The organism is Actinomadura sp. 7K507 (genome assembly GCF_004348425.1).
In the GTDB taxonomy this organism is placed as follows: domain Bacteria; phylum Actinomycetota; class Actinomycetes; order Streptosporangiales; family Streptosporangiaceae; genus Spirillospora.
Map to the genome: position 1 here is coordinate 1 of NZ_SMKK01000161.1, position 22,527 is coordinate 22,527.

Annotated in this window: 24 protein-coding genes; 7 read left to right on the forward strand and 17 right to left on the reverse strand. The window is 73.4% G+C overall.

Annotation, left to right across the window (positions count from 1 at the left end):
* Positions 1-146 precede the first annotated feature (146 nt).
* From E1285_RS30105 to E1285_RS30175, 15 genes are all read right to left on the reverse strand, one after another.
* The gene (locus E1285_RS30105) at positions 147-938 is read right to left on the reverse strand and encodes a hypothetical protein (RefSeq protein ID WP_132157946.1); all 792 of its coding nucleotides are present in this window, start codon (positions 936-938) and stop codon (positions 147-149) included.
* A 138-nt stretch (positions 939-1,076) separates the two neighbouring features.
* Positions 1,077-1,796 (reverse strand): VIT1/CCC1 transporter family protein, encoded by a 720-nt coding sequence (locus E1285_RS30110; RefSeq protein ID WP_132157947.1) that lies wholly within the window; start codon positions 1,794-1,796, stop codon positions 1,077-1,079.
* Between the two features lie 31 nt (positions 1,797-1,827).
* Positions 1,828-3,150, reverse strand: a complete 1,323-nt coding sequence (lgt, locus tag E1285_RS30115; RefSeq protein WP_132157948.1) for a prolipoprotein diacylglyceryl transferase — start codon at positions 3,148-3,150, stop codon at positions 1,828-1,830.
* Positions 3,151-3,193: 43 nt separating this feature from the next.
* Positions 3,194-4,045: a thioredoxin domain-containing protein gene (locus E1285_RS30120; protein ID WP_132157949.1), complete on the reverse strand. Its 852-nt coding sequence runs from the start codon at positions 4,043-4,045 to the stop codon at positions 3,194-3,196.
* A gap of 125 nt (positions 4,046-4,170) precedes the next feature.
* Positions 4,171-4,947, reverse strand: coding sequence for a thioredoxin domain-containing protein (locus E1285_RS30125; protein ID WP_132157950.1), 777 nt, complete (start codon positions 4,945-4,947; stop codon positions 4,171-4,173).
* A gap of 57 nt (positions 4,948-5,004) precedes the next feature.
* Positions 5,005-5,496, reverse strand: coding sequence for a vitamin K epoxide reductase family protein (locus tag E1285_RS30130; RefSeq protein ID WP_132157951.1), 492 nt, complete (start codon positions 5,494-5,496; stop codon positions 5,005-5,007).
* A gap of 142 nt (positions 5,497-5,638) precedes the next feature.
* Entirely contained in the window at positions 5,639-6,451 is an 813-nt protein-coding gene (trpA, locus tag E1285_RS30135) for a tryptophan synthase subunit alpha (RefSeq protein WP_132157952.1), read from the reverse strand.
* Positions 6,448-7,671: a tryptophan synthase subunit beta gene (gene trpB / locus E1285_RS30140; RefSeq protein ID WP_132157953.1), complete on the reverse strand. Its 1,224-nt coding sequence runs from the start codon at positions 7,669-7,671 to the stop codon at positions 6,448-6,450. The genes trpA and trpB overlap by 4 nt, the downstream gene beginning before the upstream one ends.
* Positions 7,672-7,814: 143 nt before the next feature.
* The gene (trpC, locus tag E1285_RS30145) at positions 7,815-8,621 is read right to left on the reverse strand and encodes an indole-3-glycerol phosphate synthase TrpC (RefSeq protein WP_132157954.1); all 807 of its coding nucleotides are present in this window, start codon (positions 8,619-8,621) and stop codon (positions 7,815-7,817) included.
* Between the two features lie 82 nt (positions 8,622-8,703).
* Positions 8,704-9,147 (reverse strand): DUF2752 domain-containing protein, encoded by a 444-nt coding sequence (locus E1285_RS47700; RefSeq protein ID WP_243723145.1) that lies wholly within the window; start codon positions 9,145-9,147, stop codon positions 8,704-8,706.
* 129 nt (positions 9,148-9,276) lie between these two features.
* Positions 9,277-9,945 (reverse strand): response regulator transcription factor, encoded by a 669-nt coding sequence (locus E1285_RS48285; protein WP_132157955.1) that lies wholly within the window; start codon positions 9,943-9,945, stop codon positions 9,277-9,279.
* A complete protein-coding gene (locus E1285_RS30160; protein ID WP_132157956.1) occupies positions 9,942-10,574 on the reverse strand; it encodes a Trp biosynthesis-associated membrane protein in 633 nt (210 codons plus the stop codon). Before E1285_RS30160 ends, E1285_RS48285 begins: the two co-directional genes overlap by 4 nt.
* Positions 10,571-10,954, reverse strand: coding sequence for a phosphoribosyl-AMP cyclohydrolase (hisI, locus tag E1285_RS30165; protein ID WP_132157957.1), 384 nt, complete (start codon positions 10,952-10,954; stop codon positions 10,571-10,573). Before hisI ends, E1285_RS30160 begins: the two co-directional genes overlap by 4 nt.
* A gap of 136 nt (positions 10,955-11,090) precedes the next feature.
* A complete protein-coding gene (locus E1285_RS30170) occupies positions 11,091-11,297 on the reverse strand; it encodes a cold-shock protein (RefSeq protein WP_018657218.1) in 207 nt (68 codons plus the stop codon).
* Positions 11,298-11,549: 252 nt separating this feature from the next.
* Positions 11,550-12,272 carry a TIGR03085 family metal-binding protein gene (locus E1285_RS30175; protein WP_207946931.1) on the reverse strand — a complete coding sequence of 241 codons (723 nt, stop codon included), beginning with the start codon at positions 12,270-12,272 and terminating at the stop codon, positions 11,550-11,552.
* Positions 12,273-12,457: 185 nt separating this feature from the next.
* On the opposite strand from E1285_RS30175, the gene E1285_RS30180 reads away from it, so the two are divergent.
* The 4 genes from E1285_RS30180 to E1285_RS30195 all read left to right on the forward strand — a co-directional run bounded on the left by E1285_RS30180 (position 12,458) and on the right by E1285_RS30195 (position 18,017).
* The gene (locus tag E1285_RS30180) at positions 12,458-14,266 is read left to right on the forward strand and encodes an ABC transporter ATP-binding protein (RefSeq protein WP_132157966.1); all 1,809 of its coding nucleotides are present in this window, start codon (positions 12,458-12,460) and stop codon (positions 14,264-14,266) included.
* Positions 14,263-16,107, forward strand: a complete 1,845-nt coding sequence (locus E1285_RS30185) for an ABC transporter ATP-binding protein (protein WP_132157958.1) — start codon at positions 14,263-14,265, stop codon at positions 16,105-16,107. Before E1285_RS30180 ends, E1285_RS30185 begins: the two co-directional genes overlap by 4 nt.
* 86 nt (positions 16,108-16,193) lie before the next feature.
* Positions 16,194-17,462: a hypothetical protein gene (locus tag E1285_RS30190; protein ID WP_243723146.1), complete on the forward strand. Its 1,269-nt coding sequence runs from the start codon at positions 16,194-16,196 to the stop codon at positions 17,460-17,462.
* A 90-nt stretch (positions 17,463-17,552) separates the two neighbouring features.
* Complete coding sequence (locus tag E1285_RS30195) at positions 17,553-18,017, forward strand: hypothetical protein (RefSeq protein WP_132157959.1); 465 nt, start codon at positions 17,553-17,555, stop codon at positions 18,015-18,017.
* Between the two features lie 64 nt (positions 18,018-18,081).
* Here E1285_RS30195 and E1285_RS30200 read toward each other — a convergent pair whose 3' ends face one another.
* Positions 18,082-18,720, reverse strand: a complete 639-nt coding sequence (locus E1285_RS30200; RefSeq protein WP_165966817.1) for a 1-hydroxy-2-methyl-2-butenyl 4-diphosphate reductase — start codon at positions 18,718-18,720, stop codon at positions 18,082-18,084.
* A 125-nt stretch (positions 18,721-18,845) separates the two neighbouring features.
* Here E1285_RS30200 and E1285_RS30205 point away from each other — a divergent pair, with 125 nt between their 5' ends.
* Positions 18,846-19,199, forward strand: a complete 354-nt coding sequence (locus E1285_RS30205) for a hypothetical protein (RefSeq protein WP_132157961.1) — start codon at positions 18,846-18,848, stop codon at positions 19,197-19,199.
* Between the two features lie 28 nt (positions 19,200-19,227).
* Positions 19,228-20,394 (forward strand): winged helix DNA-binding domain-containing protein, encoded by a 1,167-nt coding sequence (locus E1285_RS30210; RefSeq protein ID WP_132157968.1) that lies wholly within the window; start codon positions 19,228-19,230, stop codon positions 20,392-20,394.
* Positions 20,395-20,466: 72 nt separating this feature from the next.
* On the opposite strand, the gene E1285_RS30215 is transcribed toward E1285_RS30210, so the two are convergent.
* Positions 20,467-21,078: a hypothetical protein gene (locus E1285_RS30215; RefSeq protein ID WP_132157962.1), complete on the reverse strand. Its 612-nt coding sequence runs from the start codon at positions 21,076-21,078 to the stop codon at positions 20,467-20,469.
* A 292-nt stretch (positions 21,079-21,370) separates the two neighbouring features.
* Between E1285_RS30215 and E1285_RS30220 the strand changes: the two genes are divergently transcribed.
* On the forward strand, positions 21,371-22,527 hold a 1,157-nt coding region (locus tag E1285_RS30220), incomplete at its 3' end, for a CocE/NonD family hydrolase (protein WP_243723147.1).

Sequence of the window (22,527 nt, forward strand, 5' to 3'; positions counted from 1 at the left end):
GGGTCGTTCTGCGCGGGGACGGCTGCCTGCGGCCCTGGCGGCCCATCGGTGTGCGCCGGGGGCCGCCGCGGCGGCGGGGTTCATCTGGGTCCACGGGGGCGCAGACTACCGAGCGCCGGCCGGTGACACGCCCGCGTGCGGCCGGGTCACTGCCCGGCTCCCGTGCCGGAGGCCAGGTCAAGGCGCCCGTAAAGGAAGTCGGCGGCGCCCTCGATGACCAGGCTCACATCGATCAGCTCGTTGAGCGTGGTGGACTTGTCCCCACCGGCCCGCTCCACCCACGTGATCACGGCGTAGTGGCCGTAGGTCTTGGCGTAGGCGGCGCTGAACCCGGCCCCGAACGCCGGCACGCCGGGCGGATTCAGCGGCGTCACCCAGCCCGCGCCGGTCTCGCGCTGCAGGTCGCGCAGGATCTGCTTGACGCCCTCCACGGTCTCCATGTTGATCACGAAGAACTGGCCGACGTACTTCTTGTCGGCGCTCACGTACGCGGAACGGACGATCTGGCTGCAGCCGAACTTGGCGAGGTCGCCCTGGAGGCGGGCGCCCCACGTCGCGGACTTGCAGTCCCCGGTCAGCTCGGACTCGGCCAGCTTGAAGGAGTGGGCACCAGCCTTCAGCTCCTTGGCGGACGCCGCCTCGCCCTCGGTGATCGCGCGGGCGTCGGCGGACCTGCTGGCGATCTCGGCGAACCCCTCGCCGTTGAAGTCGGGCGTGTACGCGGTCGGCAGCGCCGTCTTCGCGGCGGGCGCGTCCTCCCCGCCGGTGAACACGAGCACGGCCACGACCGCGACGACCACCGCGGCCAGCGCGGCGGCGGCGCCGAGCAGCAGCTTCGGACTGGGGCGCTTGCGGCCGGACTCGTCCGCCGGCCAGAAGTCCCGCCCGCGGCCCTCGCGCCCGGCCTCGGTGGAACCTGTGTCACTAGCCTCGATCACGCCCCGGAGCTTAGCGGTCCGGGCGACCGCGGCGTGGCCGAAAGGGCGTTTTATCCAGGTTGCTTGCCCCGGTCCGACGGGAGGGGGCGGCCGGTGCGGCCCGGTTACCGGCGCGGCACGGTCACCAGCGCGGCCCGGTCAGAGGCCGTTGGACCCGATCAGCGAGCCGACCCCGTAGGTGAGCGCCGCGGCCGCGGCGCCGAACAGCAGCTGCCGCACCCCGCCGAACCACCAGGGCCGCGAGGTGATCCGCGACACCAGCGCCCCGGCGCCGAACAGCCCGAGGGCCGCCACGATCGCCGCGGGCAGCAGCGAGGAGGCGCCCAGCAGGTACGGCAGCACCGGCAGCACCGCGCCCACCGCGAACGACAGGAACGACGAGCCCGCCGCCAGCACCGGGGAGGGCAGGTCGCCGGGCGTCACCCCGAGCTCCTCGCGGGTGTGCACCTCGAGCGCCTCGTCCGGGTCCCGGGACAGCTGGCGCGCGACCTCCGCGGCCGTCGCGGCGTCCACGCCGCGCGCCTCGAAGGTCTCGGCCAGCTCCCGCTCCTCGGCCACCGGATGCCGGGCCAGCTCCAGCCGCTCCACCTCGATCTCCGCCTCGGCCAGCTCCGACTGGGAGGCGACCGAGATGTACTCCCCCGCGGCCATCGAGAACGCTCCCGCGGCCAGGCCGGCCAAGCCCGCGAGCAGGATGACCTGCTGGTTCGCCTGGCCGCCCGCGACGCCCGCGATCAGCGCGAAGTTGGAGACCAGCCCGTCCATCGCGCCGAACACCGCCGGCCGCAGCCAGCCGCCGGTGACGTCGCGGTGCCGGTGATGGTGCTCCGGCGGCGCGCCGGACTTCCCGCTGGTCATCCCGCCTGCACCGGAAACCTTTCGCCGACCGCTACTTCTTCCCGTCCTTGACGGGCTCCACCTTCTCTACCCGCTCGGACTCGCTGACACCGTCCCCGGTGTCGGCGTCGGTCTTGGCGTCCGTGTCGTCGGTGTCGTCGGTGTCGGCGTCGGTCTCGGTCTCGGCGTCGGTGTCATCGTCGGTCTCGGTCTTGTCTGCTTCCGCGGTCTCTTCGGCGGGTTTGTCCGCGGGTTCGGCCTCGGCGTCCTTCTCCTCGGACGTCGCCTCCGCCTCCTCGGCGGAGGCATCGGTTTCGTCGGCGTCGGCCTTGCCGGCTTCCGGCTCCGCGTCCTCGGCCTTGTCCGCCCTGGTCTCGGGTTCGGACTCCGGCTCCGGCCCGTCCTCCGCCTCGGGCCGCTCGTCCTTCGCCCCGGGCTCCGGTGCCGCGTCCTCGGCGGTGTCCGCCCCGTCCTTCGGCTCGGGCTTCTCCTCGCCCGGCCCGGCCGTGCCGGACGGGCCGTCCGCGGCGGTGGCGCCGACGTTCTCGGGGCCGGTCCGGTCGCGCATCTTGTACAGGTAGGCGACCGCTCCCAGGAAGAGCAGGATCGACGTCCAGCCGTTCAGGCGCAGGCCGAGGATCTCGTGGGCCTCGTCGATGCGCAGCGCCTCGATCCAGGCGCGTCCCAGCGTGTAGGCGGCGACGTAGAGCGCGAACGCGCGGCCGTGCGTGAGCTTGTAGCGGCGGTCGGCCCAGATGACCAGGACGGCGACGCCGATGCACCACAGCGACTCGTACAGGAACGTCGGGTGGTACGTCGCGATGTCGGCGTACTGGGGGTCGAGGCCGGGCCCGCCGTCCAGCATCGGCCGGTGGTCCTCGTCGATCTCCAGGGCCCAGAACGCGTCGAGCGGACGCCCGTACAGCTCCTGGTTCCAGTAGTTGCCCCAGCGGCCGATGGCCTGCGCGAGGGCGATCCCCGGGGCGACCGCGTCGCCGAGCGCGAGGACGGAGATCCCGCGCCGCCGGCACGCGATGAGCACGCCGAGCGCACCGAACGCGACGGCGCCCCAGATGCCGAGGCCGCCCTTCCAGATCTCCAGCGCGCGGACCGGGTCGCCGCCCTCACCGAAGTACCGCTGGTAGTCGGTGACGACGTGGTAGATCCGCCCGCCGACCAGGCCGAACGGCACTCCCCACACGGCCACGTCGATGATCGTGCCGGGGGTGCCGCCCTTGGCCGCCCAGCGCCGCTCGCCCAGCCATACCGCGGCGACGATACCGAGAATGATCATGATGGCGTAGGCGCGCAGCGGGATGGGCCCGAGGTGCCAGATGCCCTGCGAGGGGCTGGGGATGGAGGCGAGCGACTGCATGACCGATGACGTTACCGCTTCCGGGGCGCCGCGCGTGCCGTCTCTACGACCGCGCCGGGACGGGGAGGCCCCCCGTTCCGCCGGTGTCGCCGTCCGCGCTGCCGTCCGAGCCGGTCCCGGCGGGTGCCGGGGGCGGGCCGCCGGCGGCCTGCGCGACGGTCTTCTTCAGCTCGTCCCCCGAGTGGAGGGCGTCGCCGTCGACCTTCTGCCCGTTCAGCGCGAGGTACGGGGTGGCGTCGACCCCCGCCTTCCCGGCCGCGGCGCTCGCCTTCTCGACCAGGCCGATCCTCTGGTTCCCGTTGACGCAGGAGGCGAACGCGGGGTCGGTGACGCCCAGGTCGGCGGCCCACCTGACCAGGTCCTCGGCGGCGAAGCCGCTGCCCCCCTCGGCGGGCTGCTCGGTGAAGAGCTTGTCGTGGTAGGGGACCCACTCGGCCACGGGAACGCAGGCGGCGGCGTTGGCGGCCCTCCGCGAGTTGGACATCGGCGGGTCCTGCTGGAAGAGCTGGAACGGCCGGTACACGACCTTGGCCTCGCCCTCGGCGGCGAGCTGCTTGATCGTCCCGCCGATCCGCCTCTCCAGCGTCTTGCACGCCGGGCACTGGAAGTCCTCGTACACCTCGAGGACGGGCGCGGTGACGCCCGGCCGCGCCATCGCGACCGCGCCGTTCTCCAGCCGGGTCGCCGGCGCAAGCGGGCCCGTGTAGTTGTCGGCCAGCGGCTCCTCGCCGCCACGGGACAGCGCCACGACGCTCACCGCGACCACGGCCGCCGCCAGGGCGACCGTGCCGAGGACGACCACCAGCAGGCGCCGCCGGCGCTGCCGGGCCGCGTCCCGGGCACGTTCCTCCGCGAGCCGCCGCCGCCCCGGCGCTCCCCTGTCCTGCTCGCTCATCGATCCCCCGATCGGCTACCGTGTGTGTTCGCACACGCCTACGAGCGTAGCGGGGAAGGGGTGCCCGGCGCCGTGAAAACCGCCGCGCCGCGCCGCCCCGGCGGGGACGGCGCGGCGCGCGGAGGTCACTTGCCGGAGGCGGCCGCCGCGTCGATCGTCGCCCGGAGCGCGGCCGGGTTCATGAACTGGGTGGAGTCGAGCTCCTTGCCGTCCAGGAAGACCGCCGGGGTCCCCTTGACGCCGCGTTCCTGCAGGGCATAGTTGGTCATCGCCTCGACCTGGGACTTCTTCTGCTCGTCCCGCACGCACTTCTCGAAGTTCGGGTCGCTGACGCCGATGTCCTTGCCCCACTTCACGAGGTCGTCGGGCGAGAATCCCTCCGAGCCCTCGGCGGGCTGGAACCGGAAGAGCGCGTCATGGTAGGAGATCCACTTGTCGGCCGGGACGCACAGTGCCGCCTGCGCCGAGCGGAACGAGTTGACCTTGATGGGGTCCTGCTGCTGGCCGAACAGGTGGAACGGCCGGTAGACGACCTTCACCTTGCCCTGCTCCGCGAGTTCCAGGATGCTCTTGCCGGTGGACTCCTCGAACTGCTTGCAGACGGGGCACTGGAAGTCTTCGAAGACCTCCAGCACCGGCTTGGTCACGCCCTTCTGCGCCATCACGATGGAGCCGTCGTCCTGGCGGGTGAGCGGGGCGAGCGCGCCCTGGTGGACTTCGGCGCGGCCCTTCTTGCTCTGGTAGTCGACGATCAGCACCGTGCCGACGACGATCACCGCCACCGCGACCACCGACCCGAGGACGATGGTGAGCAGCCGCCGCTGCTTCTGCCGCGCCGCCTGCCGCTTGCGCTCGGCGGCCAGGCGCTCTCTGGCGGACCGATCTCGTGCGGCCTTGCTCATTGGTTCTCCTATGGAATGGGAGCCGCGCCGCCATCGCGGGGCGCGGTCACGGTGAGATTAGTCGACCTGGCCGACTCGCCGGAATTCGTCGATCAGGACGAGCACGAACAGCACGACGGTGATGACGTGCACCCCGGTGCACCACAGGCAGATCTTATGCAGGAGCGCCAACTCCACGGTGACGAGGTAGACGACGAACAGCACCCCGACGCCCGTGCTCGCCACCCGGCCCCACCGCAGCGGCGGCCACTGCGACCGCAGCGCCCACGGCGTGATCAGCGCGGCGAAGCCCGCGAAGAACGCGAGGCCGAGCAGCGGCATGGGGATCCCGAGCAGCGTGGCGTACTCGCTCGTCGTGACCGCGTGGCAGTCGACGGTCTGGGACGCCGAGCACACCAGCGCGCCCTCGTCGTAGTGGGTCACCGTCAGGTACACGGAGATCCCGAGCCCGGCGGCCGTCAGCAGCCAGGCCGGGATGAGGAACCACGCGGGGGGCGCCGGTGGCGTCGCCGTCCCGGCCCGGCGCTTCTCCGTCGTCTCTTGCGTCATCGTGACCCTTCCAAGGACCGCCTCACCCGGCGAACACACCCTACGGGAGAGCGGGAGCGCCACGGCAGACGAACTCGGCGCCGCCCGCCGGGAGTTCCCGGGATTTCACCCCATCCCGGACGCGGGCGGCGGCCGTGCGCGTTCAGCGGCCGGCGCGGACGCCCGCGGCCAGGTCCTCGGTGAGCGCCCGTACCCCGGCGAGCCCGGACGCGAGGTCGGGCGCGTCCAGCAGGCGGCGGACGAACGCCGAACCGACGATCACGCCGTCGGCGAACGCGGCGACCTCCGCCGCCTGGGCGCCGTTGCCGACGCCGAGGCCGAGCCCGACCGGCAGGGAGGTCCCGCCCTTCTCGATGATCGCCCGTGTCCGCTCCACCAGGCGCGGCGCGCCGGTGTCGACGGCGGAGCGGGCGCCGGTGACGCCCATCAGCGACGCCGCGTACACGAACCCCCGGGACACCCCGGTGATCTTCTCGATGCGCTCGTCGGTGGAGCTGAGCGCGACGAGGAAGACCCGGTCGAGGCCGTGGGCGTCGGACGCCTCCAGCCAGGCGCCGCCCTCCTCGGGCGTCAGGTCGGGCGTGATCAGCCCGGAGCCGCCGGCGGACGCCAGGTCGCGGGCGAACGCCTCGACGCCGTAGTGGTCGACCGGGTTCCAGTAGGTCATGACGAGGGTCGGGACGCCGGTGTCGGCCACGGCCTCGACCATCCGGAACACGTCGGCGACGCGGATCCCGCCGACGAGCGCCCGGTGCACGGCGTCCTGGATGGTGGGGCCGTCCATCATCGGGTCGGTGTACGGCAGCCCGATCTCGATGACGTCGCAGCCCGCGTCGACCATCGTCCTCACCGCGTCGACCGCACCGTCGTAGGTGGGGAAGCCGGCGGGCAGGTAGCCGACGAGCGCGGCCCGCCCCTCGGCGCGGGCCTTGTCGTAAGCGGTCTGGGCGGTCACCGGCCCTCCCCTTCGGGCATCAGGCCGAAGAAGGTGGCGGCCGTGTGCATGTCCTTGTCGCCGCGTCCGGACAGGCACACGACGATCGTGGCGTCCCGGCCCAGCTCCTTACCGACCTTCAGCGCGCCGGCGAGCGCGTGCGCGGACTCGATGGCCGGGATGACGCCCTCGGTGCGGCACAGCAGCGAGAACCCTTCCATCGCCTCGGCGTCGGTGATCTCGCGGTACTCGGCGCGGCCGGAGTCGTGCAGCCACGAATGCTCGGGGCCGACGCCGGGGTAGTCGAGGCCGGCGGAGATCGAATGGGTCTCCATGGTCTGGCCGTCGTCGTCCTGCAGCAGGTAGGTCCGCATGCCGTGGATGACGCCGAGCGAGCCGCCGACCAGCGTCGCGGCGTGCCGGCCGGTGCCGACGCCGTCGCCGCCCGCCTCGAACCCGTACAGCCGGACGGACTCGTCCGGGACGAAGGCGTGGAAGGCGCCGATCGCGTTGGAGCCGCCGCCGACGCAGGCGACGACGGCGTCCGGGAGGGCGCCGGTCAGTTCCAGGCACTGGCGCCTGGCCTCGACCCCGATGATCCGCTGGAAGTCGCGGACCATCATCGGGAACGGGTGCGGGCCCATGACGGAGCCGATGCAGTAGTGGGTGTCGTCGACGGTGGCGACCCAGTCGCGGAACGCCTCGTTGCAGGCGTCCTTGAGGGTGCGGCTGCCGGTCCGCACGGGGACGACCTCGGCGCCCAGCATCCGCATCCGGGCGACGTTGAGGGCCTGCCGCTCGGTGTCGACCTCGCCCATGTAGACGGTGCAGGTCAGGCCGAGCAGCGCCGCGGCCGTGGCGGTGGCGACGCCGTGCTGGCCCGCGCCGGTCTCGGCGATCATCCGGGTCTTGCCCATCCGGCGGGTCAGCAGCGCCTGCCCCAGCACGTTGTTGATCTTGTGGGAGCCGGTGTGGTTGAGGTCCTCGCGCTTGAGGAGCACGCGGGCGCCCGCGTGCTCGGAGAAGCGCTTCGCCTCGGTCAGCAGGCTCGGGCGGCCCGCGTAGTTCGTGAGGAGATCGTCCAGCTCGGCGGTGAAGGCCGGGTCCTGCTTGGCGGTCTCGAACTCGCGGGTCAGCTCGTCCAGCGCCGCCATCAGCGCCTCGGGCGCGAACCGTCCGCCGAAGGGCCCGAAGCGCCCCGTCGCGTCGGGCACGGCACCGCGCGCGGTGTCGATGGTCATGAGAAAACGCGTCCTGTCGTACGAGAAGGGGTCGGGCCGGTCAGTGACTCACAAGCCCCGCCATCGCTCCCGGAGCGGCTCCACCTGCATGCCCACCAGCCTATCGGCTCCCCCGCACGAACGGACCCGCGCTCGGCGGGCCGTCAGCCGCCCTGCCGCAGCGCCGGGTGGGCGCCGGCGGCGACCAGGTCGGCGACCGCCGCGCGCGGCTCCTTGCCGATCACCAGGCTCTCCCCCACCAGCACCGCGTCGGCTCCGCTGGAGGCGTAGGCCAGCAGGTCGTGCGGCCCCCGCACCCCGGACTCGGCGATCTTCACGACGTCCTTGGGGATGAGGGGCGCGACGCGCGCGAACACCCCGCGGTCGACGTGCAGCGTCCGCAGGTCGCGGGCGTTCACCCCGATGACCTTGGCGCCCGCCTCCACCGCGCGGGCCGCCTCCTCCTCGGTGTGCACCTCCACGAGCGGGACCAGCCCGATCGACCCGGCCCGCTCGATCAGCGACACCAGCGCGTCCTGCTCCAGCGCGGCGACGATGAGCAGCGCCATGTCGGCGCCGTTCGCCCGCGCCTCCCACAGCTGGTAGGAGGCGACGATGAAGTCCTTGCGCAGGACGCAGACGTCGACGTTGGCGCGGACCTCGGCGAGGTCCTCCAGGCTGCCGCCGAACCGGCGCCGCTCGGTCAGCACGCTGATCACCTTGGCGCCGCCGGCCTCGTAGTCGCGGGCCAGTGCGGCCGGGTCGGCGATCGCGGCGAGCGCGCCCTTGGACGGGCTGCTGCGCTTGACCTCGGCGATGACCGATACCCCCGGTCCGCGCAGCGCGGCGAGCGCGTCCCGCGCGGGCGGGGCGGCCGCCGCCTGCTCCTTCAGGGCGCCGAGCGGGACCTCACGCTGCCTCCCGGCGAGATCGGCCCGGACGCCCTCGATGATCTCGTCCAAAACGCTCAAGGTCGCTGGCCCCCTATTTCCGGTCGTTCCGTGCACCGATCGTAGCCGCCGCCGTCGCCCGCCGAGGGGCCGCCCCCGTGCCTCAGGGCGCCAGGGATTGCGCGAAGGGCAGGTTGCGGAGGACCCCGTAGACGGCGAGGAGGCCGACGAACGAGTACGCCGCCGCCGGCCTGAACAGGACGGACCGCATCGGCATGCCCCGGACGCCCAGGACCGTCCACCGCACGTACAGGTAGCCGAACACCGGGAGCAGGACGAACAGCAGCGGGTTGAGGCCGAACGCGGTGCCGGCGTCCCCGTGCGTGAGCGCGTGGACGAGCCGCATCATCCCGCACCCCGGGCAGTAGAACCCGGTCATGACCAGGAACGGGCAGCTCGGGTAATGCCCCGGCTCGCCGGGGTCCCGGAACGCCACGAGCAGGGCCCCGGCCACGACCCCGCCGAGCACCGCGCCCTGTGGCGCCAGCCTCCGGGCCAGGGCGCGCGGACGCTGATCCTCATGCGAATGGACGGGCACCCGGGTCACAAGCCCACCTTAGGCGAACTTAGGCGAACCGCCGCCGGCCCTTGTGCGAGGACGCGTCTCTGCGGGGACGCCTCTGTGCGGGGACGCGTCTGTGCGGGGACGCGTCTCTGCGGGGACGCGTCTGTGCGGTCACGCGTCCAGGACGTAGCCGACGCCCCGGACGGTCCTGATGGGGTTTCCTTCACCCAGCTTGGCGCGAAGTTGGGCCACGTGGACGTCGACGGTGCGGCTTCCGGCTCCGGCCCCGGGGCCCCAGACGGCGTCGAGGAGCTGTTCGCGGGTGTAGACGCGGCCGGGGTTGCCCATCAGGAACTCGAGCAGGTCGAACTCGGTGACGGTGAGCGTGACGCGGTGGTCGCCGGTGACGGCGGTGCGGCTGCCGGGATCCAGGGCGAGGGCGCCGGCGCGCAGCGGCCCTTGGGCCTCGGCGGCGGTGCCGCTGCGGAGCGCCTCGGCGACGGCGCCGACGAGGACGCGGGGGCCGAAGGGGCGGTCGACGCGATGCTCGCCGAGGGCGCGCCCGAGCGCGGGGTCCATGGGGCCGGTGACGGCGATGACGGGGGCGGGCCGGGCGGCCTCGCTCACGCGCCGGTAGAGGTCGGCGGGCAGCGCGGAGGTGGACAGGTCGAGGACGACCACGTCCGGGCGGCCGCGTACGGCGGCGGCGGGGGCGCGTGCGGGGTCGGGCTCGATCTCGACGTCGAAGCCCTCGCGGGCGAGGTAGCGGCGCTGCAGTTCGGCGACGGCCGGGTCGTGCTCGACGACGAGGACCAGCCCGCCGCCGCCGTCGGTGCTCACCGCCGGCCGTTCGTCCGGGCGGTCGGGTCCTCACCGCGGTCGAGGGACTTCCACATGGCGGACGGGTCGCCCTCTCCGGCCGCGCCCTCCCCGGCCGCGCCCTCCCCGGCCGTGCTCCCCCCGGCGGCGTTCCCGGCCGGGGCCGCGCGCTCGTAGCGGGCCGACATGCCCGGCCAGCGCCGGCCCCGGACCGCGGTGACGAGGCCGGCGACGGCGAGCAGGACACCGCCGGTGACCGAGACCATCCACCACAGGTTCACGTCCATGGCGGGCTCGGTGCCGAGGTTCAGCAGGGCGCTCTTGTCCCCGGCGGCCGACAGCACGTTCGGGCGCTGGACGGCGGCTGCCGACGCGTAGGCGATGCCGGCGCCGAACAGCGCGATGAGGGCGCCGACGCACGAGCGCGCGCGGCCGCGGGTGGCGAAGAGGGCGGCGAGCCCGGCGAGCCCCGCCCAGCCGAGGGCGCCGGCGGCGCCGCCGAGGTCGCCGCCGGTGAGGTTCTGGGTGAGCGGGGTGATGGCGTCCTCGGCCTGGACGGTGGCCCAGGTGCGCCCGGCCGCGAGAAGGGCGAGGCCGGCGCCGGCGGCGCACAGCAGGGCGGCCAGGCCGCGTTCGCGCCCGGGGGTCATGAGGCGGCGTCGGGTCGTTCCGCGACCACGGCGGGAAGCACGTCGGCGTCCCAGCAGGTGCGGTCGCCGGTGTGGCAGGCGCCGCCGACCTGGTCGACCTTCACCAGGACCGCGTCGGCGTCGCAGTCCAGCGCGACCGACTTGACCCACTGCTGGTGGCCGGAGCTCTCGCCCTTCACCCAGTACTCCTGGCGGCTGCGCGACCAGTAGGTGCAGCGGCCGGTGGTGAGGGTGCGGTGCAGGGCCTCGTCGTCCATCCAGCCGAGCATGAGCACCTCACCGGTGTCGTACTGCTGGGCGATGGCGGGCACGAGACCGTTCGGGTCGCGCTTCAGCCGGTCAGCGATCTTGGAGTCCAGATTGGACGGTCGAACGGACATGAGGTCCATTGTGCCGCGTGCCGCCCGGTGCCGGGACACGCGGGCGCCGGGCCCGGCAGGCGGCGCGAAAGGCCGGAAACGAAAGGGCCCGCCCCCGGTGGTGCGGGGACGGGCCCTGACGTACGACTAACGGGTGTTACAGGGGGACGACCTGGTCAGCCTGCGGACCCCGGTTACCCTGCGTCACCTCGAACTGGACGCGCTGATTCTCGTCCAGCGTGCGGTATCCGGAGGACTGGATGGCCGAGTAGTGCACGAAGACGTCCGGCCCGCCGCCGTCTACGGCGATGAATCCGAAGCCCTTCTCGGCGTTGAACCACTTCACGGTGCCCTGCTGGGGCATGTCTTTCTCCTTGCGGCAAAACCTGGGCCCACACCTCGCGGGCCCGTGCGGTCACTGCGGCACGCTCTCGCCTCCCGGTACGGTCCCGGAAAAGCCAAAACGCCCGCTGCCATCAGTCCGCGGGCGTCTGGACAAACGATCGAGAACCACGACTGCAACCGACGGCCCCACCGTATCACCGCTTCCACGTAAAGCGGAGGAGCCGCAAGGCTCCCGATTCCCCTCTTGGCGAACCGTGCCGTTACCTGCCCGTTAAAGACTCCAACCGGTCTCGGTCAGGGTCTTGACAGCGTCCGTGTCTCCGGTGAGGCGGACGTCCGCGACGTCCCGGCGGCCCAGCGCCCACAGGACCAGTTCGCCGACCGGGCCGTGCACGCGCACGGCCCCGCGTGCGCCCGCCCGCCGCCCGGCCGGGCCGCGTCCGGACACGCGCAGGCTCCGGCCGTCCGGCTGGACGAGCGTTACCTCGACCTGAACCTTTCTTAGGACAAAGCGGGCAATTTTTATCCTCCGCCAGAGCACTTCACCGAGTTCCGGGGAGATGTCCCGGGGCCTCCACTCGGGACGCGCACGCAGGACGTCCTCATGGTGAACAAAGAACTCGACGCCGTTGGCGATTTTGTCGACACCGGGAAGGGCGTACGGGGAGAACTTCGGCGGCCCCTGCCGAAACCGTTCCACCAGCCGGTCGAACGGGACGGCGCGGACCGTCCGGCGCTGTACACGCTCGGTGTAGAAAGACAGTGGTGACAGCACCATTCCGGGGGCCGCGTCCGGGCGGCCCTCGCGGACGACGAGATGGGCGGCCAGGTCTCGGGCGTCCCAGCCGGCGCATTTCGTGGCCGCGTCCGGTCCCGCCTCCGCCAGGGCGGCCGCGAGCAGCAGGCGCTCGCGGCGGACGGGACCGGGTTCCGCCGGGCCGGAACCGGAAGCGGCGGGGCCGGACCCGGACGGGCCGTCCTCGGGCATGTTCATCGCCCGATCGTAGGCCGCGGCGGCCGGCCCGGGAATAAGCGCGGGTGCCGGATGGTAGGCAATATGCAGGCCCGGCAATCCCCCTACCCCGTTCGCGGGGGCGTTCCCCCGGGCGCCGCCGTGATCGAGGAGTAGCCGTGCCACCTGCGTCCAGACGTGTCAACCCGCACGTCCTTCGGGAGGGGATGGCCGTCCTGTGGGTCGCGGTGAAGGCGCAGCCGCACGTCTTCACCGCGTCGGTGCTCGCCAGCGCGCTGTACGCGGCGATGACGGTGGCGAGCGCGCAGGTGCTCGGCTGGGCGACCGAGGAGGTCGTGCTCCCGGCGTTCGAGTCCGGGCGCACGACGGCCGGGGCGCTGGCCGGGGCCGCCACCCTGATCCTGGGCGTGGCGCTGCTGAAGGCGATCGGCGTGGCGGGACGCCGGTTCTACGCGGGCCTCATGCAGTACCGGCTGCAGGCCCAGTACCGGCGCGCGGTGACCCGGCAGTACCTGCGGCTGCCGCTGGCGTGGCATCACCGGCATCCGGCCGGGCAGCTGCTGTCGAACGCCAACGCCGACGTGGAGGCGGTGTGGGCGCCGATCGCCCCGCTGCCGATGGCGGTCGGCGTGGTGTTCATGCTGCTGATCGCGGCCGTGTCGATGCTGTTCACCGATCTCGTCGTGGCCGGGGTGGGGTTCCTGGTCTTCCCCGCCATCGCGCTGATCAACGTCGTCTACCAGCGGAAGCTCTCCCCCGTGGCGACCCGTGCGCAGCAGTTGCGCGCGGAGGTCAGCGAGGTGGCGCACGAGAGCTTCGAGGGCGGACTGGTCGTCAAGACCCTCGGCCGGGAGGAGGCCGAGACCGAGCGGTTCACCGACCGGGCCGAGGCGCTGCGCGACGCGAACGTGGCGGTCGGCCGGATCCGCGGGCTGTTCGACCCGGTGCTGGAGGCGCTGCCCAACCTGGGCGTCCTCGCGGTCCTGCTGATCGGGTCGCTCCGGCTGGAGGCCGGGGCGATGTCGCCGGGCGACCTGGTGAACGTCGCGTACCTGTTCACGCTGCTGTCGTGGCCGGTCCGGGCGCTGGGCTGGGTGCTGGGCGAGGTGCCGCGCAGCGTCGTCGGCTGGGAGCGGGTCCGCGGCGTCCTGGACGCGACCGGGTCCCTGCCGTATGGGGAAGGCTCGCTGGACGGTTCCGCCGGGGGCGGGGCGACCGCGCTGGAGGTCCGCGAGGTCCGCTTCGCCTACGCGGCGCGCGACGAGGACGCGGCGGGACGGCACATCCTGCACGACGTGTCGTTCGCCGCGACCTCCGGCCGGACGATCGCGGTGGTCGGCCCGACGGGCTCCGGCAAGTCGACGCTCACCTCGCTGCTCGTCAGGCTGGTCGATCCGGCGGACGGCTCGGTGCTCCTGGACGGCACGGACCTGCGCGACGTCCGGCGCGGCGGCGTCGCCGCGACCGCGGCGCTCGTCCCCCAGCAGACGTTCCTGTTCGACGACAGCGTGCGGGGCAACGTGACCCTCGGCCTGGACGTCCCGGACGAGCGGGTCTGGGAGGCGCTCCGCCTCGCCCAGGCGGAAGGGTTCGTCGCGGCGCTCCCCGGAGGGCTCGACACGATGGTGGGCGAGCGCGGGGCGACGCTGTCGGGCGGGCAGCGGCAGCGGCTCGCGCTGGCGCGGGCCCTGGTGCGGCGGCCCAGGCTGCTCGTCCTGGACGACGCCACGTCCAGCGTCGACTCGCAGGTGGAGGCACGCATCCTGCAGAACCTCCGGGAGGCGCAGTCCCGCGAGGGGGAGGGCGGCGCGACCGTCGTGGTCGTCGCCTACCGCAAGGCCACGATCGCGCTGGCCGACGAGGTGGTCTACCTGGAGCACGGCCGCGTCGTCGCGCGCGGCGGGCACGCCGAGCTGCTGGAGCGCTCCGAGGGGTACCGCAACCTCGTCAACGCCTACGAGCGCGCCGAGACGGAACAGGAAGCGGTCGAAGGCGGCGAGGGGGCCCTGGCATGACGACGGTTACGCGGAAGACCGGGACGCAGGAGCCCGGGAAGCAGAGCGCGGGACCGGACCGCACCGGGCTGAGCGAGACTTCGACGACCGAGGGCGCGATCAGCACGCTCAAGCGGGGAATCCTGCTGAGCCCGGAGTTCCGGGCCGGCCTGGCCGGGACGCTGCTGCTCGCGCTGCTGTCGACGGCGGGCCGGGTCGTGGTGCCCATCGCCGTCCAGCAGACGATCGACAAGGGGCTGGGCGGCCCCGGCGGCCCCGACATCGGCTTCATCCGGTCGGCGGTGCTGCTGTGCGCGGTGGCCGTGCTGGTGACGGCCGTGTGCGCGTACCTGATGAACGTCCGGCTGTACAAGGCGTCCGAGGGCGGCCTGGCGGGGCTGCGGACCACGGCGTTCCGGCACGTGCACGACCTGTCGATGCTCACGCAGAGCGGCGAGAAGCGGGGCTCGCTGGTGTCGCGGGTGACGAGCGACGTCGACCAGATCAGCCAGTTCATGCAGTCCGGCGGGCTGATGTTCATCGTGTCGATCGGGCAGCTGTTCGTGGCGAGCGCGCTGATGCTCGTCTACTCGTGGCAGCTGGCCCTGCTGGTGTGGCTGTCGTTCCTGCCGCTGGCGTGGGCGCTGCGCCGCTTCCAGCGGATCCTGTCCGCCGCCTACATGCTGGTGCGGGAGCGGATGGGCGACATGCTGGCCGCGGTCAGCGAGTCCGTGGTCGGCGCCGCCGTCATCCGCGCGTACGCGTCGGAGGAGCGCACCGGGCGGCGGGTGGACGAGACGGTCGACTCCCACCGCGACGCCCAGACCCGCGCCCAGGCCATGGTCGCGCTCACGTTCCCGGTCAGCGAGCTGGTCGCCGCCTTCGCCACCGCCGCCGTCGTCATCGCCGGGACGCTGCTCGGCATCGGCGGGCACGTGTCGGCCGGTGAGCTCGTCGCGTTCCTGTTCCTGGTCACGCTGTTCGTCAGCCCGATGCAGACGGCCACCGAGGTGTTCAACCAGGCGCAGAACGCGATCGCCGGATGGCGGCGGGTCCTCGGCGTGCTGGACACCGACCCGGACGTCGCCGACCCGGGCGAGCGCGGCGAGACGCTGCCGCGCGGCCCGATCGAGGTGCGGTTCGAGGACGTGGGATTCGCCTATCCGGGCGGCCCGCCCGTCCTGCACGGCGTGAGCGCCGGGATCGCGCCGCGCAGCCGCGTCGCGGTCGTCGGGCAGACGGGTTCGGGCAAGACGACGTTCGCCAAGCTCCTCACCCGGCTCATGGACCCCGTGTCCGGGCAGATCCTCGTGGACGGCGTGCCGCTCGACCGCGTCCGCTTCTCGTCGCTGCGCGAGCGGATCGTCATGGTGCCGCAGGACGGCTTCCTCTTCGACGCCTCGCTGGCGGACAACGTCCGGTACGGGCGCCCGGACGCCACCGACGACGACCTGGTCCTCGCGCTGACCGAACTCGGCCTCGCCGACTGGCTCGACGGGCTCCCGGACGGCCTGGACACGCCCGTCGGGCAGCGCGGCGAGTCGCTGTCGGCGGGCGAGCGGCAGCTCGTCGCGCTGGCCCGCGCCTACATCGCCGGCCCGGACCTCCTGGTGCTGGACGAGGCGACCTCCGCCGTGGACCCGGCCACGGAGGTGCGGATCCAGCGGGCGCTCGACGGCGTGACCCGCGGCCGCACCGCGATCTCCATCGCGCACCGGCTGTCCACGGCCGAGGCGGCCGACGAGGTGATCGTCTTCGATGCGGGACGCATCGTCCAGCGCGGCGCCCACGCCGATCTCGTGGCCGAACCCGGCGTCTACGCCGACCTCCACTCTTCGTGGATCGCGCAGCGAACCCTGTGACCGCGGCCACCGGCGCAACGCCGTCTCCTGCACGAACAGCGCTAAAGGACTTGCCCGTAATCTGGTCTCGTGCGCATTCTGCTGGGGTGAGCAACGGAGTCGTGTTGGAATCGGCGGGCACCCTGCACGGTCAGCTGCAGCGGGGGCTCGGAAGGGCCGCGCGGCGCGCGGCGGACAGGGTGGGCGCGGGCGAGTACGTCTACGACTGCGTCCGGCGGGATCCGCGGTGGGACCGCCAATGCGAGTCGCGGCGGCTGTACTACGCCCGGTTGATGGTCGATCTGGAGATGCCGGCGGGGCCCGTCGCGCAGCACCTGTCCGACCCGTCCGACCAGATCGGGGACGAGTGGCGGGTGGATCTGGCGCTGGGCGTGCTGGCCGACCTGGTGCGGCTGAGCCGGCGGGAGGCCGCGGTGCCGCTGCGGCGGTACGCCGAGGAGGGCGCGCACTGGTTCGACGCGGTGGAGGAGCTGATCGACCTCGCGGACCCGTCCTTGACCATCGGTTTGGACGAGCTGGTCGCCGCCCGGTGCGACGACTCCGATCTGGCGACGCTGATCCCGGCCGGGCACAACCCCGTGATCGAGACGTGGGCGGCGGTGCAGCCGCGGATAGCCGACGCCCTCGCGCGCCAGCGGGAGGCCGGCAGGGCGGCGCGCAGGGCGATGGCCGTGTCGCCCGGACGGGACGTGCAGAGCGAGGCCGAGCTGCTGGACCTCGCCAGGCGCCGGGGCGAGGGCGCCATCGCGGCGATCTTCGAGCTGGGACGCCGGCGGACGCTCGCGCTGCTCGACCTCGCGGAGGAGCTGCTGCCCCGCGGCGACCAGGACCCGGAGCCGAGCAGGTTCGGCGGCGCGGTGAGCCGGGCGCTGCGGGAGTACGGGCCGGAGACGCTGCCGCGGGCGCGGGCGTGGGCGGTGCAGCGCGGCGGCTGCGAAGGCATGGGGCTGAGCATCCTCGCCCGCTACGGCACCCGCCAGGACGTCCCGCTGCTGATGGACGAGCTGCGCACGGCCCTGGAACGGCGCGAGTGGCGGGCCGCCGCGAACCCGATCGAGGGCCTCGGGCGGCTGCGCGCCGGTGAGGCCGTCCCCCTGTTGAAATCCGCTTGGACCGAGTCCACCTACGCTTATCTGAGACCCCGGATACTCACCGCTTTGACCCGGACGGCGCCGCACACGGCCGAGTCCTACACCATCGAAGGGCTGTGGGACTGCGAGGAAGGGGTGCGGCACGAGGCCGCGCGGCTGGCGCCGCTCACCCGCGAGACACGGATACGGCTGCAGCGGCTGCATCACGACACCGCCGAGGAACCCGACGTCCGCACCGCCGCGGCCGCCCGCCTGATGACCTGACCCGAAACGACCTGAGACGCCGGATGAACTTCTCCGGGGCGGGGCGCGTATTCACCCCCTGAATCGCGCAATACCACCCCGGAGGAAGCGATGGGTCCCCGACACCACCCCGGCCCGAAGAAGCAGGCCCCGAAGAAGCAGGCGCTGCTCTGCGCCGCCGCCGCGCTGGCGCTGCCGCTGGCCGCGGGTTGCGGCGGCTCCGGCGAATCGTCCGGGGGCAAGACCCCCGAGCCGGCCAGCCTGAAGGAGCTCGCCGAGCAGACCGACTGCTCCGTGACCGGCAAGCGGAAGGTCAAGGACATGGAGCAGGGGAACTGCAAGAACGACCTGGGGAAGTACGTCCTGCTCAGCTTCACGACCGACAAGAACATGAACGCCTGGCTGACCGAGGCCAAGCCGTGGGGCGGCGTGTACCTGGTCGGGTCGCGCTGGGTGGTGGTGAGCCAGGAGAAGACCCTGCAGACGATCCGCAAGGACCTGGGCGGCAAGATCGTCCACGGGGACAAGCACAGCTGGGGCGACAAGGACGGCGGGCACGGGTCCGGCGGGCACTGAGATTCGGCGGGCACTGAGATTCGGCGGGCACTGAGATTCGGCGGGCACACGGTGGGCACGGCCTTCAGGGCGTGCGGGCCCCGCTTCCCTCGTTCGGATCGTCCGCGCCGCGCACGAGGAGGACGCCCCAGCGTTCGAGGGCGGGGCCGGTGCGCGCCAGGACGCGGCGCGCGGCCAGGCCGCGGCCGACCACGCCGGGATGCCACAGCGGGTGGCCGGGCCCGTCGACGATGACCCGGACGGCGGCGACGGGCCTGGAGCGGGCCCGCGCGGCGACGGCGGCGGACTCCATGTCCGCGGCCCGCGCCCCCTGCGCCGCCCAGAACGCCCGCTCCGCGCCGCGGACGACGTGGTCGGTGGTCACGATCGGGCCGACCTGCACGCCGAGCCCGTCCCGGATGAGTTCCCCGGCGAGCAGGCGCGGCGCGCTGCACGGCACCGGTTCGGTGCCCGGGCCGCCGCGGATCTCGTCCGCGACCAGCACGTCGCCCGGCCGGAGCCGCTCGTCGAGCGCGCCGCCGAAACCCACGGTGACGAGGGCCGCGCATGAGCCGGGGAGCCGGTCGGCGTGCCGGGCCCGGTAGCCGACGACCACGACGGGCGTGCGGGCCAGGCCGCGGCGGACGGCGCGGGCCTCCATGCGCAGCGCCGCGCACACGACGGGGCCGACCAGCACCGGCTCCCCGGCGTCATCACAGGTCACCGGTCCAGCGAAACACGATGTCACCCGGAGATCCAGTTGCGTCACCGCGGAGTACCACATCGTCGCCGCCCGAATCCCCCTACTGGAGGGCGTGCGCGGCCTATCGCCCCCATAGAATCCCCCGCATGAGCTCCATTCCCCTCCGGCGGAAGCTGGCCGTCCTTCCGTTCGTCCTGCTGCCGCTCGGCGCCGCCGCCGCGTGCGGCGGCGAGAACACCACGACCGACTGCGGCGTGAACGCCTGCACCGTGACCTTCGACCGCGGCGTCGAGGCGAGCGCCTCCATCCTCGGCGTGAAGGCCGAGCTGGTGGAGGTGAAGGGCCAGCTGGTCACGCTCAAGATCGCCGGACAGACCGTGACCGTCCCGGCGGGCGAGGCCGAGCAGTCCGAGGGGTTCGACGTCTCGGTCCAGTCGGTCACCCAGGACCAGGTCGTCGTCAAGATCTCCGGCGGGGGCGAGGGCGGCGAAGGCGGCTGAGGCCCGCTACGATTCGTTCGTGCGTTCGATGACCACGGCGGAGCGCCGTGCCCGGCTCGGCCTCCGCCACCGTCTGTCCCCCCAGGCCAGGACCGGCGACGTCCCCGGCATCGCGCGGTCGATGGTGGTCCTGCACGCGACGGACCCGGCGACCGTGTTCCTGTCGGTGGCCGCCCGCGGCGCGGGCCTCGCTCCGGAGGCCGTGGAGCGGGCCCTGTACGACGACCGGACGCTCCTGCGGATGCTCGCGATGCGCCGGACGATGTTCGTCGCCCCCGTCGAGCTGGTCCCGATCCTTCAGGCGTCCACGGCGAACGCCCTCGCCGCCAAGCAGCGCGCCGCCTACACCCGGATCATCGAGCGCGGCAGCGACCTCACCGACGTCCCCGCCTGGTTCGCCGCGGCCGAGGACGCCGCGCACCGGGCGCTGCTGGCGCGCGGGGAGGCCACGGGCGCGCAGCTCAGCGCCGACGAGCCCCTGCTGCGGACGCAGGTCGACCCCGCCCCGGGGAAGTCGTACTCCAAGCCCACGAACGTCACCACGTGGATCCTGGTCACGCTCGGCTGCGAGGGCCTCATCGTCCGGGGGCGCCCCAACGGGACATGGATCAGCAGCCAGTACAAGTGGTCGCCCGCGGAGGCGTGGCTGCCCGGCGGCATCGAGGACGTCCCGGCCGGCACCGCCCGCGCCGGCCTCGTCCGCCGCTGGCTGCGCGCGTTCGGCCCGGCCCCCGTCTCCGACCTGAAGTGGTGGACGGGCTGGAACGCCGGCGACGTGCGCAAGGCCCTCGCGCTCCTCGACGTCACCGAGGTGGACCTCGGCGGAGTCACCGGCGTGGTCCTGTCCGACGACCTGGAGCCCGCGCCCGTCCCGGAGCCGTGGGCGGCGCTGCTGCCCGCCCTCGACCCGACGCCGATGGGCTGGCGTGAACGCGGCTGGTTCCTCGGCGGCCACGGCCCGCGCCTGTTCGACGGCAACGGCAACATCGGCCCGTCCGTCTGGTGGGACGGCCGCATCGTCGGCGGCTGGGCGCAGCGCAAGGACGGCGAGATCGCCGTCCGCGTCCTGGAGGACGTCGGAGCCGACGCCGGGGCCGCGATCGAACGGGAGGCCGCGCGGATGGCGGCCTGGTACGGCGACATCCGCGCGACCCCCCGTTTCCGCACCCCGCTGGAACGCGAACTCACGTCCTGAACCGGGCTCACGTCCTGAACCGGGCTCACGTCCAGAACCGGGCTCACGTCCTGAACCGGTCGGTTCGCGGTGTCAGCCGCCGTTTAGGGAGGCGGCTCTGCGCCTGGCGCCGCCCCGGCGGACGAGGGTGATGACGAAGGAGACGGCCGCGAGGGCGCCGAGCCCCATCGCCGTGATGAGGGCGAGCCCCAGGTAGCCGCGGACGGTGTCGTCCGGCGTGACGAGGATCGGGCCTTCGGTGCCGCGGCACCGGAGCATCGCCGAACCCGACACGGGCGCCTCGAACGTGGCCGTATAGCGGTAGGACGTGCGCTCGGCGGCGTTCCAGGCGTTCTTCCTGGTCAGGCGGATGGGGCCGGTCAGGTCCCCCACCTCGACCGAGCAGGCGAAGGGCGAGGACTGCCCGGTCCTGACGTAGATGAAGTAGCCGTGGCCGTCGGAGAGCCGGATGCGCACCCCCGCGACGGGGTCGCCGTTCGCGGACGGGCCGTCCGCGACCCGGGAGTCGTCCCGCAGGAACGCGAACACGGTGAAGAAACCGGTGACCGCCACGAGCACCAGCAGGATGGGCAGGGCGTACCAGCCGGCCCCCGGCTTGACGGGGCGCGCCGCGGTCCAGGACGCCCCCGCCGGGCCGCGCCCCGTGGGCGGCGGTCCGACCGGGGGGTTCGACCCGGGCCACATCAGTGTCCCTCCTGGGAGCCGGTTGTGCGGAAACGCAACGATCCCAGACAAGTTTGCACCCCGCCAGACATGACATCTGTAAGGGACTGCTGATGCCCGAGTTCCGGGCGCGTCTCTAACCGCATACGGGCACGTCCGGCCCGGGGCCGGCGCATGGCGGTTGCAGGGGGCCGAAGCGGATACCTTACTAGGTAGTAGCCAACGGACGGCACGCACGGAGACGGCCGTCCGGGTGACAGCCCCGTCCTGGAGACACCACCGTCCTGGAGACAGCATGGCCCGGTGGGACCGAGTGCCCGCACCACCAATCCGGCTCCGCCGCCCCCGCGGACTCGCCCGCTACACCGTCGAGCGCGACCTGCCCGTCGCCATGCCGGACGGCGTGACCCTGCTCGCCGACCGGTACGTCCCGGCGGGCGCCTCGCGTCCCCCGACGATCCTGGTGCGCACCCCGTACGGCCGCCGCGGCCCGGCGGCGCTGGCCAACGGACTGCCGCTCGTCCCCTTCGGGTTCCAGCTGGTCGTGCAGAGCGCCCGCGGCACCTCCGGGTCCGGCGGCGACTTCGACCCGCTCGGCAACGAACGCGGCGACGGGCTCGCCACCGTCGAGTGGCTGAAGCGGCAGCCGTGGTTCCACGGCACCTTCGCCACCTACGGCGCCAGCTACCTCGGCTACTCGGCCTGGGCGACGGCGGCCGAGGCGGGCCCGGAGCTCAAGGCGATGTCCCTGCAGATCACCGCGTCCTCGTTCCGGGACGCCGCCTACGTCGGCGGGTCGTTCGCCCTGGAGTCCACCCTCACCTGGACCGACCTCACGCACCGGCAGCAGCAGCCGTTCGGGATGCTCACCGCGCCGCTGCTGTCGCGCCGCCGCGCCGCCCGCGCCGCCCGCTCCGGCCGTCCCCTCTCCGAGCTGGACGTGCTGACCGGCGGGGAGCGCATGCGGTTCTACCAGGACGTCCTCGCCAACCACACGGCCGCGGACGGCTACTGGGACGACCGCGACTTCAGCGGCACGGTCGGCGGCGTCGAGGCGCCCGTCAACCTTCTCGGCGGCTGGTACGACGTGTTCCTGCCGTGGCAGCTGCGGGACTACCTCGCGCTGCGCGCCGCCGGGCACGCCCCGTACCTGACCGTCGGCCCCTGGTGGCACACCGACGCCCGCCACGGACTGCCGGCGCTGCGCGAGTCGCTCGCGTGGTTCCGCGCCCACCTGCTCGGCGACACCTCCGGACTGCGCGCCGACCCCGTCCGCCTCTACGTGACGGGCGCGCGGGAATGGCGGCACTACCGCGACTGGCCGCCGCCGGGGACGCGCCAGACCCCCTGGCACCTGCACGCCGGCGGCGGACTCGGGGAGGACGGCCCGCGGCCCGCCCCGGCGAGCACCTACCGGTTCGACCCGGCCCGCCCGACGCCCGCGCTCGGCGGCCCCGCCCTGCTCGGCAG

Excerpts from the sequence above, each read along its gene's own strand:
- E1285_RS30180 (WP_132157966.1), top strand. The coding sequence starts at position 12,458 with ATGGCCGTCCTGTGGGTCGCGGTGAAGGCGCAGCCGCACGTCTTCACC.
- E1285_RS30210 (WP_132157968.1), top strand. The coding sequence starts at position 19,228 with ATGACCACGGCGGAGCGCCGTGCCCGGCTCGGCCTCCGCCACCGTCTG.
- E1285_RS30170 (WP_018657218.1), bottom strand. The coding sequence starts at position 11,297 with ATGCCCCAGCAGGGCACCGTGAAGTGGTTCAACGCCGAGAAGGGCTTC.
- E1285_RS30175 (WP_207946931.1), bottom strand. The coding sequence starts at position 12,272 with ATGAACATGCCCGAGGACGGCCCGTCCGGGTCCGGCCCCGCCGCTTCC.
- lgt (WP_132157948.1), bottom strand. The coding sequence starts at position 3,150 with ATGCAGTCGCTCGCCTCCATCCCCAGCCCCTCGCAGGGCATCTGGCAC.
- hisI (WP_132157957.1), bottom strand. The coding sequence starts at position 10,954 with ATGTCCGTTCGACCGTCCAATCTGGACTCCAAGATCGCTGACCGGCTG.
- E1285_RS30160 (WP_132157956.1), bottom strand. The coding sequence starts at position 10,574 with ATGACCCCCGGGCGCGAACGCGGCCTGGCCGCCCTGCTGTGCGCCGCC.
- E1285_RS30185 (WP_132157958.1), top strand. The coding sequence starts at position 14,263 with ATGACGACGGTTACGCGGAAGACCGGGACGCAGGAGCCCGGGAAGCAG.
- E1285_RS30130 (WP_132157951.1), bottom strand. The coding sequence starts at position 5,496 with ATGACGCAAGAGACGACGGAGAAGCGCCGGGCCGGGACGGCGACGCCA.
- trpB (WP_132157953.1), bottom strand. The coding sequence starts at position 7,671 with ATGACCATCGACACCGCGCGCGGTGCCGTGCCCGACGCGACGGGGCGC.
- E1285_RS30125 (WP_132157950.1), bottom strand. The coding sequence starts at position 4,947 with ATGAGCAAGGCCGCACGAGATCGGTCCGCCAGAGAGCGCCTGGCCGCC.
- E1285_RS30195 (WP_132157959.1), top strand. The coding sequence starts at position 17,553 with ATGGGTCCCCGACACCACCCCGGCCCGAAGAAGCAGGCCCCGAAGAAG.
- E1285_RS30205 (WP_132157961.1), top strand. The coding sequence starts at position 18,846 with ATGAGCTCCATTCCCCTCCGGCGGAAGCTGGCCGTCCTTCCGTTCGTC.
- E1285_RS30110 (WP_132157947.1), bottom strand. The coding sequence starts at position 1,796 with ATGACCAGCGGGAAGTCCGGCGCGCCGCCGGAGCACCATCACCGGCAC.
- E1285_RS30120 (WP_132157949.1), bottom strand. The coding sequence starts at position 4,045 with ATGAGCGAGCAGGACAGGGGAGCGCCGGGGCGGCGGCGGCTCGCGGAG.
- E1285_RS30215 (WP_132157962.1), bottom strand. The coding sequence starts at position 21,078 with ATGTGGCCCGGGTCGAACCCCCCGGTCGGACCGCCGCCCACGGGGCGC.